This is a genomic window from Acinetobacter sp. A3 (assembly GCF_012371415.1).
GTDB lineage: Bacteria > Pseudomonadota > Gammaproteobacteria > Pseudomonadales > Moraxellaceae > Acinetobacter.
On sequence record NZ_JAAZQW010000024.1, the window covers coordinates 1 to 16,664 of the forward strand.

General features: G+C 41.6%; 17 protein-coding genes and 1 pseudogene. 9 read left to right on the forward strand and 9 right to left on the reverse strand.

The features are described from left to right. Positions 1 to 233 precede the first annotated feature (233 nt). Positions 234 to 566, forward strand: coding sequence for a HopJ type III effector protein (locus HHA42_RS08785; protein ID WP_168418502.1), 333 nt, complete (start codon positions 234 to 236; stop codon positions 564 to 566). A 148-nt stretch (positions 567 to 714) separates the two neighbouring features. On the opposite strand, the gene HHA42_RS08790 is transcribed toward HHA42_RS08785, so the two are convergent. Both HHA42_RS08790 and HHA42_RS08795 read right to left on the reverse strand, forming a co-directional pair. Then, a complete protein-coding gene (locus HHA42_RS08790; protein ID WP_168418501.1) occupies positions 715 to 1,125 on the reverse strand; it encodes a protease inhibitor I42 family protein in 411 nt (136 codons plus the stop codon). Positions 1,126 to 1,134: 9 nt separating this feature from the next. Continuing rightward, positions 1,135 to 1,701, reverse strand: coding sequence for a hypothetical protein (locus HHA42_RS08795; RefSeq protein ID WP_171287417.1), 567 nt, complete (start codon positions 1,699 to 1,701; stop codon positions 1,135 to 1,137). A 175-nt stretch (positions 1,702 to 1,876) separates the two neighbouring features. Between HHA42_RS08795 and HHA42_RS08800 the strand changes: the two genes are divergently transcribed. Beyond that, a complete protein-coding gene (locus HHA42_RS08800; protein WP_168418499.1) occupies positions 1,877 to 2,503 on the forward strand; it encodes a class I SAM-dependent methyltransferase in 627 nt (208 codons plus the stop codon). A gap of 133 nt (positions 2,504 to 2,636) precedes the next feature. Here the strand turns inward: HHA42_RS08800 and HHA42_RS08805 are convergent, their stop codons facing one another. Continuing rightward, positions 2,637 to 3,110: a Holliday junction resolvase-like protein gene (locus HHA42_RS08805; RefSeq protein WP_168418498.1), complete on the reverse strand. Its 474-nt coding sequence runs from the start codon at positions 3,108 to 3,110 to the stop codon at positions 2,637 to 2,639. A gap of 117 nt (positions 3,111 to 3,227) precedes the next feature. Between HHA42_RS08805 and HHA42_RS08810 the strand changes: the two genes are divergently transcribed. The 4 genes from HHA42_RS08810 (at position 3,228) to HHA42_RS08825 (ending at position 6,460) form a co-directional block, all read left to right on the forward strand. Continuing rightward, complete coding sequence (locus HHA42_RS08810; RefSeq protein WP_096901247.1) at positions 3,228 to 3,872, forward strand: ParA family protein; 645 nt, start codon at positions 3,228 to 3,230, stop codon at positions 3,870 to 3,872. Between the two features lie 108 nt (positions 3,873 to 3,980). After that, entirely contained in the window at positions 3,981 to 5,120 is a 1,140-nt protein-coding gene (locus tag HHA42_RS08815) for an AI-2E family transporter (protein WP_096901248.1), read from the forward strand. 163 nt (positions 5,121 to 5,283) lie between these two features. Beyond that, complete coding sequence (sodC, locus tag HHA42_RS08820) at positions 5,284 to 5,826, forward strand: superoxide dismutase family protein (RefSeq protein WP_168460721.1); 543 nt, start codon at positions 5,284 to 5,286, stop codon at positions 5,824 to 5,826. Between the two features lie 337 nt (positions 5,827 to 6,163). Further along, entirely contained in the window at positions 6,164 to 6,460 is a 297-nt protein-coding gene (locus HHA42_RS08825; protein ID WP_168418496.1) for a DUF3817 domain-containing protein, read from the forward strand. A 122-nt stretch (positions 6,461 to 6,582) separates the two neighbouring features. Here the strand turns inward: HHA42_RS08825 and HHA42_RS08830 are convergent, their stop codons facing one another. From HHA42_RS08830 to HHA42_RS08845, 4 genes and pseudogenes are all read right to left on the reverse strand, one after another. Continuing rightward, positions 6,583 to 7,812: an MFS transporter gene (locus HHA42_RS08830; RefSeq protein WP_168460723.1), complete on the reverse strand. Its 1,230-nt coding sequence runs from the start codon at positions 7,810 to 7,812 to the stop codon at positions 6,583 to 6,585. 157 nt (positions 7,813 to 7,969) lie between these two features. After that, a pseudogene (locus tag HHA42_RS08835) lies at positions 7,970 to 8,862 on the reverse strand (pirin family protein). 171 nt (positions 8,863 to 9,033) lie between these two features. Then, positions 9,034 to 9,405 carry a hypothetical protein gene (locus HHA42_RS08840; RefSeq protein ID WP_168418493.1) on the reverse strand — a complete coding sequence of 124 codons (372 nt, stop codon included), beginning with the start codon at positions 9,403 to 9,405 and terminating at the stop codon, positions 9,034 to 9,036. 140 nt (positions 9,406 to 9,545) lie between these two features. Continuing rightward, the gene (locus HHA42_RS08845; RefSeq protein WP_168526196.1) at positions 9,546 to 10,955 is read right to left on the reverse strand and encodes an FAD-binding oxidoreductase; all 1,410 of its coding nucleotides are present in this window, start codon (positions 10,953 to 10,955) and stop codon (positions 9,546 to 9,548) included. A gap of 348 nt (positions 10,956 to 11,303) precedes the next feature. Between HHA42_RS08845 and serA the strand changes: the two genes are divergently transcribed. Next, positions 11,304 to 12,536, forward strand: a complete 1,233-nt coding sequence (gene serA / locus HHA42_RS08850) for a phosphoglycerate dehydrogenase (RefSeq protein ID WP_168418491.1) — start codon at positions 11,304 to 11,306, stop codon at positions 12,534 to 12,536. Between the two features lie 159 nt (positions 12,537 to 12,695). Next, a complete protein-coding gene (locus tag HHA42_RS08855) occupies positions 12,696 to 13,574 on the forward strand; it encodes an EamA family transporter (protein WP_168526198.1) in 879 nt (292 codons plus the stop codon). A 20-nt stretch (positions 13,575 to 13,594) separates the two neighbouring features. Here HHA42_RS08855 and HHA42_RS08860 read toward each other — a convergent pair whose 3' ends face one another. Further along, complete coding sequence (locus tag HHA42_RS08860; RefSeq protein WP_168418489.1) at positions 13,595 to 14,053, reverse strand: hemerythrin domain-containing protein; 459 nt, start codon at positions 14,051 to 14,053, stop codon at positions 13,595 to 13,597. Positions 14,054 to 14,256: 203 nt separating this feature from the next. Beyond that, on the reverse strand, positions 14,257 to 15,162 hold the full coding sequence (gene truB, locus HHA42_RS08865) for a tRNA pseudouridine(55) synthase TruB (protein ID WP_168526228.1): 906 nt from the start codon (positions 15,160 to 15,162) through the stop codon (positions 14,257 to 14,259). Positions 15,163 to 15,304: 142 nt separating this feature from the next. On the opposite strand from truB, the gene HHA42_RS08870 reads away from it, so the two are divergent. After that, entirely contained in the window at positions 15,305 to 16,336 is a 1,032-nt protein-coding gene (locus tag HHA42_RS08870) for a lipase secretion chaperone (RefSeq protein WP_168526200.1), read from the forward strand. The last annotated feature ends 328 nt before the right edge of the window (positions 16,337 to 16,664 follow it).

A 16,664-nucleotide genomic window follows, 5' to 3' on the forward strand; every position in this document is an offset into this window, starting at 1 on the left:
TTTTTTTAAAATTTAATACCTAAATTGTATGTGTTTGACTATATTTGTCAATATAGTTATTTGATATCAATCACTCTGTATTTCAAGATATCTTGCCCGAAGCATCCATATCTTTGCTCAGATTTTACATCTTCCTAATTCACATAAGTTAAATACACGAAAAAGTTTTCCACTCAAAACCAAATTGCGCTAGTCTGCATATTATTTCAATTTAGGCACATGTGGAGGATGTCATGGCAAAAGAATTATTGGCTCAACTTGAGGCAGGCAGTGCAACATTTGCCGATGTGATTGCATTCATTGAAGCACACTATAACCACACCCCAACCGCATTTAAAAATGGACAACAAAACAATGCTGCCACTGAAAATCAGGGCAGCGCTAAAGTATTTTCTTTTGCTCAGTTAAAAGGTTTAGATCAGGCACAAACCCTCAGTTTGTTTGCAGAACACTATGCCTCGGTACGTGCAAACCTGACAGGCAGTGACCACCAAAACATTCGCCAGTTTATGCAACATGGTTGGGATGGCATCCGATTTGAAGGGCAAGCACTCAGCGCCAAATAATTTTGAGTATTTTAGTTTTAAATTTAGATAGGAAAGCCGTGTGATACTGATTATAAACAGCCTCACAAGGCTTTTTATTTTAAGAAATTATAGATTCTTTGCCGTTGAATCTAACAATGATTCGAGCTGTTTAGCATAACCAAACACATCAAGAAATACGCACCCGACATTGCCATTCTTGTATTGCGGTTTTTTCCCATGCTCGGGCATGTTTCACGTGGAGCAATTCCTGACCAGCCTTGATAGCCTGAAAATAAAATATTTTTTGTCCGCCTTGCCCTACTTGGGCAGAAGATGAAGCTTCAGCAGTGTGATAAATACTTTCTACATCAAATAACTTCAGCGGCTCTACCAAACTCCATTGATAGCCTGTGCTTAGGTTTTCATTCAGTTGTAATTCTAAAGTTTGCCCAACATCCATTTCTAACAATGCGGGACATTGCTGCTGTGCCGTAAATTTAAACGTTTGTCCATCAATGCTTGAATTCATACCTGTGCATGCACTTATGCCCACTGCCACAACACATCCACTCAAACACATGCGCAAATAGCCATTCATCACCCTGTCCTAACTTTTAACCTTTTCAATCCACTGAATTGAACTGACGCGAAATACCTCACAAGCACCATCCCCCGTATCGGTAGGGGTAAGCGATGATGTCCAGACCAAATCCTGATCTTTGACTTCCACCAACTCCCCTTTTAAACGCACCAAATCGCCACGTTTGACCTTCTTAATTTCTTTGGCAATTTGTGGGTTGGCAGGAATGATGTGCATATTGGAGACCATTTGCATGGCTTGTTCCGCAGGTACAGGCAAACGATCTATTTTCCAGTTTAAATAGCGGTCATATTGATTGACCGTGATATGACGGGCAATTTCAGGTTCAGCAAATAAACCCCAACTCACCGCATAATCAATTGGAGAAAATTTGGCTTGGGCATCATGTTGATAGGTTTTAGAACCCAAAATCCGAAAATCACCTTTAAAGGGTTGCAAGACTTCAATCGACTGACCTTTCACGACAGGTGGTAAGCCTTTGGCAATATTACGCTCAACCGAAGCATAGCCAGAACATGGCAAAGCCAAAGTCAACAATAATGCGGTCAGTTTGAGTGAAATATGCTTTTTCATCATGGTCATCAGCCCATCAAATTCATGTATTCAGCTTTTTATCTTAGCGCTAGATCATGAATACAATAGTTGAAATTAGTAACAAAATGCAGTCTTTGGCATGTACTGACATAGCAAAAGCACAGACTTTTCAGCTAAGCTCAAAGGTAATAAAAAGGAATGATCAGATTAAAATATGCTGTACCGACTTTATCAAAAACATATTTTTCCGCACCTGCTCAATCAAGTCATGCAAACCCCGTCGCTCATGGATTTGCGCCGTGAACTTTTATTGGGCGTGTCAGGTGAAGTGTTGGAAATAGGCTTTGGTACAGGGATCAATTTAGCTTTTTATCAAAATATCGATACGGTTTATGCCTTAGAGCCCAATGCAGCCGTCTTTCAACTGGCACAGGAACGAATTGACGCAGCACCCTTTTTAGTTGAGCACATTGCTGCAAGTGCAGAACAACTCCCTTTTGCCGATGAACAACTACAGCATGTGGTGTCTACTTGGACGCTGTGCAGCATTGCAGATTTGGCACAAAGTTTGCGGGAAATTTATCGTGTACTACAACCCGGCGGTACTTTGCATGTGGTGGAGCATGTGCTGAACCGACAAAGCCTAAATATTCAGCGTTTACAGCACCTGCTTACCCCTATTCAAAAGAAAGTTGCAGATGGCTGCCATCTAAATCGTGATATTGAAGTCGCCCTACTCGAAACGGGTTTTGAATTGGGCGAAGTTCGCTATATCGATGTTGCAGGCATTCCAAGCCTTGCGCAGCGTATGTTATTGGCGCGGGTGCATAAACCCAAATGATAAGTTAAAGTCATCACTTTAAAATCTAAATGCAAAGACTTTGCTTCAATAGCTAAAACCAACTATGCCTCTTACATTGCCATGCAACCCACAAAGATGACGTCATGTCGCGTTGTTACAGCGTGAGATATGTTTAATCATTATCTTGAAAATCAATACGGATAGTTTCAAAACGAATTTTACCCTGCTGAATTGCCTGAGCAATGGCTTGCTGGCCTTTGGTCAGACGCGCACCACCACTTTTAATATCAATTAAGACAATGGCAATATCTTCGGCACGTCCGTTGCCATCCCGATAATCGGTATAACCATCAAACACCACATAATCGACAGGATCACCTAAAAATTTGGCATCACTGGGTAAATACTGAAATTCTGGCATAATCGGTGCCAGTTGCTCTGCCATTTTGCCTTTTAGCACCGCACGGCTGGTGTTTACACTGCGCTTTTGCGCCTGCAATAACGCCTGCTGATGAGCAAGTTCAATTTCTGCAATATATTGCTCATACTCAGCTTTAATCCGCCCGTTACGGCTATTACTCAAAATCAGCGTGGTCAACACTACGCCTATACATGCCCCAATCAGCATGGCCATCCAAATTGACATTTAACCTTCTAATCCTGAATTTTTTCAGTTCTCTTTACGACTTTTGTCAACTGTCATATTCCGAGCATAAAACAATGCTATGCTAGGAGTGAGCAGCGTAAAATCGATTCGAGGGTCATGAAAACTATATTGATTGCCAACCAAAAAGGTGGCTGTGGTAAAACCATTACGGCTATTAGTTTAGCATCTGCACTTGCACAAAAAGGCTATAAAGTTGCCTTAGCTGATGCCGACAACCAAAAATCTGCGCTACAGTGGTTAAAACAACGACCAGAAACAGCCGCCCCAATTCAAAGTCTGGACTGGCGTCACGAAAAGTCGATTGGTGATGCACCTAAAAATATTGAATACTTAATTATTGATGCACCTGGGGCATTATCGGGCGAGCATGCTGAACAATTGGTCAGTGAAGCGCATGCTATTATCACGCCGCTACAACCTTCGTTTTTTGATATTGACTCCACTCGTCGCTTTTTAAAGCATTTACAAGATATTAAGCGCATTCGCAAAGGCAAGGTACAAATTTTATTACTGGCCAACCGTGTCAAACCAAACTCTGCCAGTTCTAAAGATATTCAGGACTTTTTCCAAAAAATTGAACAGCAGCCTGTGGCTTGGATTTCAGAACGCGCCGCTTACGGACAATTGGCCATGCAGGGTCTCAGTATTTTTGATAAAACTCAAAAGACTTATTTACAGATGCAAGATCAATGGCAACCTGTGTTAAACGCCATAGTAGATGACCCTAGCCAATGGTTTTAAAGCCTAGAATATCCCCTGTTTAGGGTTTATTCACCAGAACTTACCAAGCTCTCGTTTTCGGGAGCTTTTTTTTCAGTTAATATGGCACATGACCTTAGGAATGTTTCAGTGAATTCAGTGCAACAGTACGCGCCAACATTACAAAAAATTTTATTGTTTGGACTGTTTTTTGTCCTGATGTTTTTGGGTTTTCATATACTCAAATACTTCATTGTTCCTGTTGTTTGGGCAGCAATTATTGCCTACATGAGCTGGCCACTGTATCAGTCGGTGCTACGTCTATGCGGTCATCGTCCTACACTCAGTGCAGCCCTAATGATGCTGTTGGTCACGTTGGTAGTAGGTATTCCACTCACCTTTGCCATTTTTATTCTGCAACATGAAGGTCGCAATTTATATTACGAATTGCAAAAACAGGTCTTTTCTGGCCATTTAGATGTGCCTGATCTTATTCGTAATTTACCGATTATCGGAAAAGAAGTCACCCGCACTCTCAAAGAAATTAACCACGATCCCAACAGTATTGTGCAGTCTATTTCCTTATGGATTCAGGGACATTTAAACTACGGAAAAGTGGTCATTAATGAGGTCAGTAAAAATCTGATTAAACTGGGTTTTGCCCTGTTATCGCTCTTCTTTTTCTATCGTGATGGTCACACCATCTTGCATCAAGTCAGCAAGGCTTTAGAAATGGTGATTGGGCCACGTATTCACCACTATTTAGATACCATTTCTGAAACCACACGTGCCGTGGTGTATGGGGTTGGTCTTACGGCAATTGCACAGGCCTTATTGGCAGGTGTAAGTTATTTTGTGGCCGATGTACCTAACCCAATGGTACTGACAATTGTGACCTTCTTATTTGCGCTGATTCCCTTTGGCCCACCGCTGGCTTATGGTTCGGTATCCTTATGGTTATTCACCCAAGGGCATACCATGGAAGCCATTGGCGTTATGGCTTGGGGCGTGTGTGTAGTCAGCACGGCAGATAACGTCATCCGACCTTTGGTGATTTCAGGTGCGACCCAAATTCCATTCTTATTGATTATGTTTGGTGTACTGGGTGGCATTGCTAGCTTTGGCTTAATTGGTCTGTTTATTGGCCCAGTTATTTTGGCCGTGTTACTGGCCATTTGGCGTGAATGGTTGCATGAAAATAATCAACCCGAAGCTTTAATGATGCCGAAAGCCACACTTGCACACGACCTACCCGAAGACGATTCATCTTCCAATTCAAAGCTTGATTAAGCTTTCTTTCTGATCATATTGCTCACATGGCTGTGTTGATCTGAACAAATCAGCTCAACACAGTACATACATTCCACTACGCAAATGTTGTATTGTAACGTGGCTAACTTTGTTTCAATCAAGACATCCCTAAATATTATGCACAACAAACAGGATGTCTTTTATGCGCTCAATACTCCAATTTGCCAGTCTTGCTGCTTTTAGTGGTCTCGTACTCATGGGTTGCAGCACCACCGCAACCACACAAGAAAAATCAAAATTAGTGAAAATGCATGCTGTTTCAGCACAAGGTATTGGCAAAGAATTAGGTACGGTCGAACTGCGTGACAGTGCAGCAGGCTTAGTCATTCACACCCAACTCCAGCAACTCCCTGCAGGTGAACGAGGTTTTCATATCCATGAAAAAGGTTCATGTGCAGCAGCAGAAAAAGAAGGAAAAATGGTTGCTGCTTTGGCAGCGGGCGGTCATTTTAATCCGAAAAATGTCCCGCATCATGGCACACCACTGACAGGACATTTAGGTGATTTACCTGCTTTAAGTGTTGCAAGCGATGGAACAGCCAAAGTAACCGTGATTGCACCACGTTTAACATTGGCACAAGTTGAAGGATTGGCTTTAATGATTCATGCAGGCGGCGATAACTATGCCGACCATCCAAAACCATTGGGCGGTGGTGGTGAGCGAATCGCCTGTGGGGTCATTTAAACCCGCTTTATACATTTTCAATAAAACATTTAAAATCAATTGTGGATAAGTTAAGGGTTATACACATGCCTTTCGACTTATCCGCAAAAAAGTAAAATCATCTTGTTGTGGATTATTCTAAAAATAAGCTCAATGCAGCTCGTCTCGCTTTATATCAGTCGTGTTTCATATCCACACTCACTAATTTTTGAAAAACTTGCTACGAACTAGCAGAAAACAGCTCAATTTTGCAAACATCGTGTCTAACTTATAAATGTGCAGAGATCACAACCGCTCATCTTTGCGAATGTCTAAATTTCAGCTACACTGCATTTTTATCCACTTTAAAAAGATTGGCATGAACATTAAAACATTACGTCTGGTTGGTTTACTCGAAGGTATTTCATTCTTATTGTTGTTATTTATTGCCATGCCAATGAAATATATGTTCGATAACCCAATTTTAGTGAAATATGTAGGTATGGGTCACGGCGTATTGTTTATCGCATTTTTAGTGGTGCTTTTTGTGGTTTGTGAAAAACAAAAATGGTCTCTTAAAATGTTTATTTTGGGCTTAATTGCATCAATTTTACCTTTTGGCCCATTTGTTTTTGATGCTAAATTGAAAAAGATGGAACAACCTGTAGAGGCTTAATCTACAAGTCCTTTTTAGCGTTTATCACATTACACATTATTTGATATTTGATTTCTAAATCAAATATTGCAAGGCGATACAACATCGCCTTGTTTGATGATGCAGCAGAAAAATTTACACTCTTAAAACTGCCCTGCAGCAACTCGCTCCTGCATCACCTGTTTAAGCATCATGCGTGGCAAACTAAACCACAGCATTATCAGCACCAAACAAGCCACACTATAAGCCCAAATATCAAATTGAATATATAAAACACGTACCAGTTCAATCACAATAAAAAAGCACAGCATCAATAGCATTGAAACACTGGCAGCAACAGTGCCTTTAGACACTTCCGATGACATTAAGGCAAAACGATATAAGACTGAAAAGCTCATCCCCTCACCAAAACTGATCAGGCTCATGCCAATCACCAAGCACCACACAAAATAGCTTTGCCCAATTGCACCCAATACAATCAGCACGCTGCCCAACAACATTAAAGGCAAGCCAATCAAGACTGTTTTACCTAAAGGCAAACGGTCTATGACTTTCATCAGCACCAGATTTCCTAAAATCAAACCACCCAAAACAGGAAACTGCGCCAAACCGTATTGCAGACTGCTAAAGCCTAAATCTTCAACCAACATCACGGGAGATAACGCAATCCACAACATTAAGGGCATGCTCAATAAAGGCAGCGCCAATGTTAGACCTAAGAATCTGGTATTTTGAAAAACTTGCTTAAAATCATCCCAAACATCTCGAAACGGACGTTTAGGAATACTTTGCTGAGTTTCAGGCATTTTGGCTTTCAATCCAAACCAACTCAAAAATGCCAACAGTGCTATGCCAATAAATCCCCAGTGCCAAGAAACATGCTCAATCATAAATGCACCTAAGACTGGGCCTAGCAAGGGAGCAAGTAAAGAGACGTTTGCCATGAGTGCCATGACTTTAATTGCATCACGCTCTGCAAAATTTTCCTGAATAGCCGCATAACCGACTGCACTAATGACCGACAAGCCAAACCCTTGTAAAAAACGGAGGGCTAGGAAACTTTCAATATTCTGAATTAATAGAATCAATAAGCAGGTCAGAGTAAAAAATGCCACGCCGCCCAATAATACTTTTTTGCGCCCCAAACGGTCAGAGAGTGGCCCCAATAACCACGCCACACAAGCACCGCCCAACAAATAAAATGACATGGACGAAGCTGCCCATGCACTGCTGACACCAAAATCTTGTGTGATGGCCAACATCGCAGGTTGAACCAAGTCATTGCCAATATAAACTGCGAACTCAAACAAGACCAAAGCCAAGGGAAACATGAGTGTGGCACGTTGAATGGTATTTTTTTGCTGCTGTGGCATGAGTTATAAAGGACTAAACGATGCAACACAGCAGCGTTTAGCCCATAAAATAGAAAATTGAGCTGCAGTTTAACAGAGTTGAATGGCAAATTTGTGGCGCATTTTTTTAGTCATTGAGATGAATAGAACCTGGCACTTGATGCGACATCAGACCCAATCAGGCATCACTTCCTTCAGCGGGGTAACGGATAAAATTGCCTGTTTTAATATCATCAAATGCCTCTAGAATTTCTGCATAGCTGTTCATTACAAATGGACCATGCCCATTTATCGGCTCATGCAAAGGCGTAGCACTTAAATATAAAAAATGGCTGTCACGTAATGCTGTCAATTCAACATCATTTCCTAGACTCGACATCACGGCTAAAGCATGATCATCCCATTCTTCATCTGTAGACTGAAATTGGGCACGCCCAGAACGCATATACAACAAGGTGGTCTCGCCCGATTGCGCAGGCAATTGAATTCGATGCCCTTGTTTTACAAATACATCATATACGTGCATAGGCGAATGTACTTGGGCAGGCCCTACTTGTTGTTGATACTCACCAGCAATCACTCGCACATAACCCGTATCATCTGCCAACATAATTTTAGGAATATGTGCCGCACGTAAACGTTGATAACGCGGCGGATTCATTTTGTCTTTGGCAGGCAAATTGACCCACAATTGCAGCATTTCAAAAGCACCACCTTGCCTAGAAAATGCTTCACTAAAGACTTCCTGATGCATCACCCCTGAAGCAGCTGTCATCCACTGTACGTCACCTTCAGCAATGATTCCTCCCCCCCACCGCTTGAATCACGATGTTCTAATTCACCCTGAAACATAAGCGTGACCGTTTCAAAACCCCGATGTGGATGTTCACTAACCCCTTTACGCAATTGCGTTGGTTTTAAAACACCTGGCCCCAAATGATCGAGCAATAAAAAAGGCGATACGGTATTGCCCAATTCATAATGCGAAAAGATCGAAAGGACAGGATAGAAATCGCCCATGGCAAAACGGCTATCATTGCGGTGTAGAAACGCCAATATTTTAAGTGACATAGCTTTACGTACCAGCCTGAACTGAATGGAAGATGTTTGATCCTAAATAAAATCTGTGGATAACACGAGTATTATCCACAGACGCTTTGTTGCACTTTTAGAACATCACTCATTTGAGCCAAGCTTTAGATTCATAGATGAATGATATGCCGAATAACGACAACTAATAAATTAAGGGCATTTTTTTGCTTGGAAAGTCTTGGTATTTTTACCACGTGCACATAAATAAGCAGTCTGTACATCGCCCTGCTGCCATTGCCCATTCACATTTTTGAAGTGATAAATGCTGCGAATAGAACGCACTGAATCGTCCATTAATCCTGTTTCGGTAATTTTTACTTCTGCCGCAGTTGGTGCTTCCACACGGTTAAAGTATTGACGAATTTCCACCGTGCTGAGTTGTTTACGCAAATCTGGACGTTGTTTTAATACTTGCGCCAAAGGCGTTTCTGCAGGACTGACCTGTGAAATAATATTTTGTGTGGTTGCACAACCTGACAATAGCCCAATACCCAATGCTGAAACCGTGATTAAACGCAACATAATTCCTCCAAAATGTTCATTATTATTCATACTTCTATGATGCCTTGTTAGTGCAAAAACGCTAGCATAGAAATGTAAAATTAAAATCTCAGCATAAAAAAACGCATCACAAGGATGCGTTTTTTATTAACTCAAATGAATTACAGATCAAATAATTTGCCTGGATTCATAATGCCCTGAGGGTCGAATACTTGCTTCAAGGCTTTCATATATTCAATTTCTTCAGCCGAACGAGAATATTCCAAATATGGTTTTTTGGTCATCCCCACACCGTGTTCTGCAGAAATTGAACCATCATATTTCTTCACTGTGTCAAACACGTACTTGTTCACCACCTGACATTTAGCAAAGAATTCATCTTTGCTTAAATCTGCAGGTTTTAGAATATTCAGGTGCAAGTTACCGTCACCAATGTGGCCAAACCAGCAAATTTCAAAGTCAGGATAGTTTTCTGCCACAATCGCATCAATTTCCTGAATAAATGCAGGAACATGAGTAATCAGCACTGAAATATCATTTTTATATGGAATGAACGGCGCAATCGACTCAGAAATGTCTTCACGCAAACGCCATAAGCTTTCGACTTGGTCTAGACTTTGGCTCAACACGCCATCCATCACCCAGCCTTGTTCCATGCAGTATTCAAAAATTTCCATCGCCTTGTCCATAATTGGTTCAAATGGCGCTTCAAATTCAAGCAACACATAGAATGGACATTTAGTTTCAAATGGACGTTGCACATGGCCATGATCCAACACTTTCTGCATTGGCAATTCACCAAAGAATTCAAATGCAGTCAGATCAATTTTGGCTTGGAAGGCATGTAATACAGGCATCACTGAATTAAAATCAGGCACACCCAATACCATCACTTGTAAATCTTGCGGTTGGCGCTCTAGTTTAATCTCAGCTTCGGTCACTAAACCGAGTGTACCTTCACCGCCAATAAATAAATGTTGCAGTGCATAACCCGTTGCATTTTTGATCATGCCTTTGTTTAGGCGAAGGATGTCACCCTTGCCTGTCACCACAGTCAGACCCAACACCCAGTTACGAGTCATGCCGTATTTAATAACTTTAATACCGCCTGCGTTGGTGCCAATGTTACCGCCAATTTGTGAAGAGCCTGAAGAGGCAAAATCGACTGGATAATACATACTCTGTTCTTCTGCATAGTTTTGCAGTTGTTCGGTCACGACACCCGCTTGCACGCGCACCATACGGTCTGCAGGGAAAAACTCCAAGATTTGATTCATCTTGTCCATGCTCACCACAATTTCACCGTTGTCTGCGACTGCACCCGCAGACAAACCTGTACGCCCGCCCGATGGCGTAATTGCAACCTTAAACTGATTGGCCAGTTTCACAATGGCTTGCACTTGTTCCGTGCTGGATGGAAAAACGATGACCGATGGATTCGGATCAAAATGCTTTGTATGGTCACGACCCCAGTTTTGGAGACTATCAGCATCAGTTTTAATACGGTTTTCACCGACTATTGCCGTTAATTGGGTCAATAACTCAGGTGTTAAAGCGACTGGAGCATTCATCGTTTGCAGACCTAGCAAGAATTAAACAGGAAGAAAAGCGACTGTCTGAACATCTTCTGAAGATTTTAGATGAAGATGCTTAAGACAAAATTTTGTGCATCAAAGCAACAGCATGGGTTGGCTTTCATGAATGCCGCTTATTATAAGCGATTTTTCTGAAAAACCCGTCAATATTGGCAATTCCGATAATATAACCCGCAAATTACAGGGAGATTTAAGCCAATATTTCTGAATGAGATTATATCTGACAAAAAATACCTGCACACTTGGTCATAAAGGAAATGTATATCGACCCGTCTCCTATGTTATCATACCGCCACTAAATTTGGCCTTTGTAGCGGAGCCGTAATGAGCCAACATCTTTCACTACCTAAAGATAAAATTCGTTTCTTGTTGTTAGAAGGCGTACACCAGAACGCTATCGACGTGTTAAATGCAGCGGGTTATACCAACATCGATTATCGTAAAACGGCGCTTGAGGGCGATGCGTTAAAAGAAGCGATTAAAGATGCGCATTTCATTGGTATTCGTTCACGCACACAGCTGACTGAAGAAGTTTTTGAAGCTGCGAACAAGCTAATTGCTGTAGGTTGTTTCTGTATTGGTACCAACCAAGTCAACTTAACTGCAGCAATGGAACGTGGTATTCCAGTATTCAATGCCCCATATTCAAATACCCGTTCGGTTGCAGAGTTAGTACTTGCTGAAGCAATTTTATTGCTACGTCGCGTACCTGAAAAATCAACCGACACACATGCTGGTGGCTGGAATAAGTCCGCAGTAGGTTCATTTGAAACACGTGGCAAAACTTTAGGTATCGTGGGTTACGGATCAATTGGTTCTCAACTTTCAGTTTTAGCTGAAAGCATGGGTATGCACGTGATTTATTATGATGCAGTGACCAAATTACCTTTAGGTAATGCACGCCAAGTTGGCTCAATGGGCGAATTATTGGCAAATGCAGACGTGGTTTCTTTACACGTTCCAGATGTGCCATCTACCCGTAATTTCATGGCAAAAGAACAATTTGCACAGATGAAAGAAGGCTCTATTTTCATTAACGCAGCACGTGGTACCTGTGTCGTTATTGAAGATTTAGCTGATGCGATCAAGTCTGGTCATATTGCAGGTGCTGCAGTTGACGTGTTCCCGAAAGAACCAAAAGCCAATGGTGAAGAGTTTGTTTCTCCACTACGCAACCTACCAAACGTGATTTTAACACCGCACGTGGGTGGTTCGACGATGGAAGCACAAGCGAACATTGGTTTAGAAGTTGCAGAGAAATTCGTTGCATATTCAGATAAAGGTATGACTTTATCTGCAGTGAACTTCCCAGAAATTGCACTGCCATTAACCGAAGGCAAACACCGTTTATTACACATTCACCAAAATATTCCAGGTGTATTGTCTAAAATTAACAACCTGTTTGCTGAACACGGCATCAACATCTCTGGTCAGTCACTTATGACCAAAGGTGATGTCGGTTACTTGGTAATGGACGTTGATGCAACAGCATCTAAAGAAGCGCTTGATACCTTGCATGAAGTTGAAGGCACAATTCGCGTACGTGTATTGTTCTAATACCAGCAGCGCATGCTACAAAAAACCACAGTCTGCGTACTGTGGTTTTTTATGTCTGCTGCATCTGCACAGCATCGTGCTACAACCCACTAATATTTTAAACTTGGTATAATCTCCCCCGTATTCCTATTCTGACGCTTTAGAGTATTTTCCTGCCTCATGCCAAACGCCCAACTCACTGCGGTGTTGTTCATGGTTCTGTCCATGATCTCCTATCAAATCAGTGCCTCATTTGCCAAACAACTCTTTCAGGTACTCGACCCGCTTAGCGTGACAATTTTACGGCTGTGCTTTGCCAGCGTGATTGTGGCAATCATGTTTCGCTCATGGCAAATTCTTTCGCGGCTGTCGTATTTAAAATGGCGTGATTTATTGTGCTATAGCGCAGCCTTGGGCTGCATGAATATTTTGTTTTATCTGTCTTTGGGCAAATTACCGCAAGGCATTGCAGTGGGTTTGGAATTTGTCGGACCTTTGGGTTTGGCATTATTGTCCATTCAAAACCGTAAAGATTATATCTGGGTGTTCTTGGCCATTTTAGGCATTATTTTTATGGTGCCATGGGGACAAGCTCACGGCGATAATTTTAGCATCTTGGGCGCAGTATTCGCTTTGGGTGCAGGACTATGCTGGGCCTTTTATATTTACTTCGGCCAGAAAGTGGTACAGCAAAATATTGGCATGCATGCACTGACCATCGCTATCAGTATTTCGGCTTTGGCCCTGATTCCATTTGGATTATATAACAATGCACCTGCGCTGTTTGAAACTCAATATTGGGGCAAAGCACTTGCTATTGCAGTACTCGCTACTGCCATTCCTTATGCTTTAGATTTACAAGCACTGAAACAACTCAGCAAAATGAGCTATGGCACACTGTCCAGTTTGTCGCCTGCTTTGGCTGCACTTACAGGTTTGGTTTTATTGGGTGAGAAAATCACCAGCCTGCAATGGCTGGCTTTGTGCTGCATTATGCTGGCTTCAGTTGGTGTGACCTTTAGAGCCGTGAAAAAATCCAAACAGCCACACAGTGCTTAAATGGCATTTTGAATGAAAACTTAAACCAAACTGTCTTTAGACATTTGTTTATATTTTTCATACTCTGCCAAGTATTGTTTGGCCAAACTTTGTTTTTGCGATTCAGATAAAATTTTGCCTGCCTGTTGGAAAAAACCGTGTTCTTCTTCTTTTAAATGGTGATGGACTTTTTCTGACAATTGTTTGGCCACAGCCAACCAGCCTGTATTGCTCATTTCAGTTTCGGTCAACTGTTCTAGCAACTCATCAATTTCATGATGTTCAGACAAGGCGTGGCGGGTAATATTCAACCCTGCATCCATCATCATTAAAGGGATATAAAAATAACGGTCTTCTGCCACGGCATGGGCAAACAATTCGTTTTTGAGTTGTTCAAAATAGGCTCTACGCTCAGGACTATCGCCCGACGTTTGAATGAGTTGGGTGGCTAAATCTCGTTGAATCTCGTGACTCTGGCGCAAAGCTTCAAAAATATTCATGTGCAGACCTCTTGTTTTAAACCGATGCTGGCTGGCAAGCAAATGTCACTGGCTAACGCAACGCTCGGTTTTATTGTCGGTTTTTAATTTCAGTTTTTAGCTCTAATTACTGTATAGGGCATGAAGCTGAAATCCTGCAAAGATTTGTATGAGAAACTTTACGTCTTCATAGCACAAGTTTAAACAGACTATCTCACTGCATTTTAAAGATTTAACACTCGTTTAGGCACCAAGCGTTTTTTGTCGGTAATTTCTGCCAAGCCTAAACAACGCTCACCATCAAACACCAATACTTGTGCAACAGCAGGATGCTCGATATTACTTTCCATGCCTCGGCTAAAATATTCAGCCCGACCTTCAGGCACCTGAACCTGTGGAAAATGCTGTACAGGCGCATAAGCAGGCAGCAATAAGGCTTCACGTTCCGCTTCGCTTAAACTTTCCAAATATTCAATGCTATAGCTTGGAATCAGATCAAAATGCCCCGTTTTAATCCGATGCAAATAAGTCAGGTGTCCATAAGTGCCTAAAGCTTTGGCAATATCTTCACCTAACACACGAATGTATGTACCTTTGGAACAGGTCACATCCAGCGTGATACTGTTTTCGGTAAATGACAGTAGCTCAATCGCATAAATGGTAACTGGGCGTGCTTCACGTTCAATTTCTATGCCTTGACGAGCCAACTCATATAACGGACGACCTTCTTTTTTTAAGGCAGAATACATGGGCGGGACTTGCATAATATCGCCCTGAAACTGCGTCAAAACCTGTTCAATTTTTTCTTGGCTTAATGCTGGCACAGCTTGCCGTAACAAGACTTCACCTTCTACATCTCCTGTCGTAGTGCTATGCCCGAATTGAATGGTGGTCTGATAGCGTTTTACAGAATCGAGTAAATAATGTGAAAACTTGGTGGCCTCACCTAAACAAATAGGCAACAAACCTGAAGCCAATGGGTCTAATGCCCCCGTATGCCCTGCTTTTTGCGCCCGAAACAACCAGCGTACTTTTTGCAAAGCCGCATTAGAACTAATCCCCAAAGGTTTATTTAATAAAAACACACCACTAATGGCACGACGCTGAATTTTAGCCGCAGATGATTTCATAGCAAAAAGTAAGTCAAAGCAAAACTGTGTCATGGTAACAATCTGCCGAGATAAATGACAACTTTTCTAGAACAGCTACCAACTTTTATGGCATATTGAAACCCGATTAAAAAAATAAAACGGATGAAACAGGTGCATCGGAATGCAGAAAAATAAAATATGGATTGTTTTAGCTGTTGTGATTCTAGCCATTGCCGCTTTGGTGTATTGGCTGATGCCGCAGTCAGGCACATCTGAATCTACTTCTCATGAACAGACTTCAGATACACAAAGTGCTGAACAGATACGCATGCAGCAGGCCATGCACAATAACGCTGCCGCGTCATTTTTAAGTCCAAGCCAGCAAGATACCGAAATCAATTGTCAGCTCAGACTAGATTCAAGCAACCGCCTGATCGTTAATGAACAAACTCGCAATTGTTTTGAATATTTTATTACCCAATATGGCGAAAAGAGCCTTGAAGCAATCAGCACAGATTTTAAAGCCTATATCACGCAAAGCCATAAAGAACCTGCTTTATCGCAAATTTTAGATTTATGGCAGCGTTATTTAGACTACAGAAATGCGTTGGGGCAACTGCAAGCACCGAACTTGAGTCAGGAAGATCCACAATATTACCGCAGCATTTTTAGCAATATGCAAAACCTGCGTAAACAGTATTTTTCAGATTATGAAATTGAAGGTTTATTTGGTACGGAAGATATCTACCACGAATACACCTTAAAACGCATGGCGGTGATGGATGATAAAAAATTGTCCGAAGCTGAAAAAGCGCAAAAATTACAGGAATTATTTAAACAACTCCCGCAAGATTGGCAGGAGAATTTAGAGCAGTTAAATACTTTACAGGATTTGCGCAGTTTAACCGCAGCAATTAAAGCACGTGGCGGTTCTGCCGCAGAAATTCGTGACATGCGTCTAAACTTGGTAGGCCCAGAAGCTACCCAGCGTTTAGAACAGTTAGATGGACAACGTAGTCAGTGGAAATCTCGGGTACAAGGCTATTTGACTGAGCGTGATCAGATCATGAAAAGCGGTATGAGCCAAAATGCCAAACAACAAGCGGTACAACAACTGCGCACCCAGCATTTTAGCAACCCTCAAGAACAATTACGTTTAGACACTTTTGAACAAGTGCATGATCAAGGCGACAAACTACCTTTTGCAGATTGAACAACTGCTGTATTCAACTGCAAAGAAATAGGGCAAATCACTGCCCTATTTTTTATTGTTTCAGTGCACCCTTTCACACATTTAAAGCAAGATATTAAGTTACGCATATACTTAATATTTAAAGACATTTGTATATTAAATTAATTTTACAAATCTGTTCATTCACAGCCTAGAACTGTCCTCAAATGATATGTTTTTTATGTATGGCACATGGAAAAATATCGAATCGTACAAAAAATAGTCGTAGATGACTACCAACAGGCAACAAACACTAAGCTGTAAGGGAGGCGCTTAGATCACAATTTTTCACCATAAAAATAAAGAACAC

Coding starts and splice junctions, on each gene's coding strand:
- HHA42_RS08800 (WP_168418499.1), top strand. CDS start 1,877: ATGCTGTACCGACTTTATCAAAAACATATTTTTCCGCACCTGCTCAAT.
- truB (WP_168526228.1), bottom strand. CDS start 15,162: ATGAAATCATCTGCGGCTAAAATTCAGCGTCGTGCCATTAGTGGTGTG.
- HHA42_RS08855 (WP_168526198.1), top strand. CDS start 12,696: ATGCCAAACGCCCAACTCACTGCGGTGTTGTTCATGGTTCTGTCCATG.
- serA (WP_168418491.1), top strand. CDS start 11,304: ATGAGCCAACATCTTTCACTACCTAAAGATAAAATTCGTTTCTTGTTG.
- HHA42_RS08790 (WP_168418501.1), bottom strand. CDS start 1,125: ATGAATGGCTATTTGCGCATGTGTTTGAGTGGATGTGTTGTGGCAGTG.
- HHA42_RS08805 (WP_168418498.1), bottom strand. CDS start 3,110: ATGTCAATTTGGATGGCCATGCTGATTGGGGCATGTATAGGCGTAGTG.
- HHA42_RS08840 (WP_168418493.1), bottom strand. CDS start 9,405: ATGTTGCGTTTAATCACGGTTTCAGCATTGGGTATTGGGCTATTGTCA.
- HHA42_RS08845 (WP_168526196.1), bottom strand. CDS start 10,955: ATGAATGCTCCAGTCGCTTTAACACCTGAGTTATTGACCCAATTAACG.
- HHA42_RS08810 (WP_096901247.1), top strand. CDS start 3,228: ATGAAAACTATATTGATTGCCAACCAAAAAGGTGGCTGTGGTAAAACC.
- HHA42_RS08860 (WP_168418489.1), bottom strand. CDS start 14,053: ATGAATATTTTTGAAGCTTTGCGCCAGAGTCACGAGATTCAACGAGAT.
- HHA42_RS08825 (WP_168418496.1), top strand. CDS start 6,164: ATGAACATTAAAACATTACGTCTGGTTGGTTTACTCGAAGGTATTTCA.
- HHA42_RS08830 (WP_168460723.1), bottom strand. CDS start 7,812: ATGCCACAGCAGCAAAAAAATACCATTCAACGTGCCACACTCATGTTT.
- HHA42_RS08870 (WP_168526200.1), top strand. CDS start 15,305: ATGCAGAAAAATAAAATATGGATTGTTTTAGCTGTTGTGATTCTAGCC.
- HHA42_RS08785 (WP_168418502.1), top strand. CDS start 234: ATGGCAAAAGAATTATTGGCTCAACTTGAGGCAGGCAGTGCAACATTT.
- sodC (WP_168460721.1), top strand. CDS start 5,284: ATGCGCTCAATACTCCAATTTGCCAGTCTTGCTGCTTTTAGTGGTCTC.
- HHA42_RS08795 (WP_171287417.1), bottom strand. CDS start 1,701: ATGAAAAAGCATATTTCACTCAAACTGACCGCATTATTGTTGACTTTG.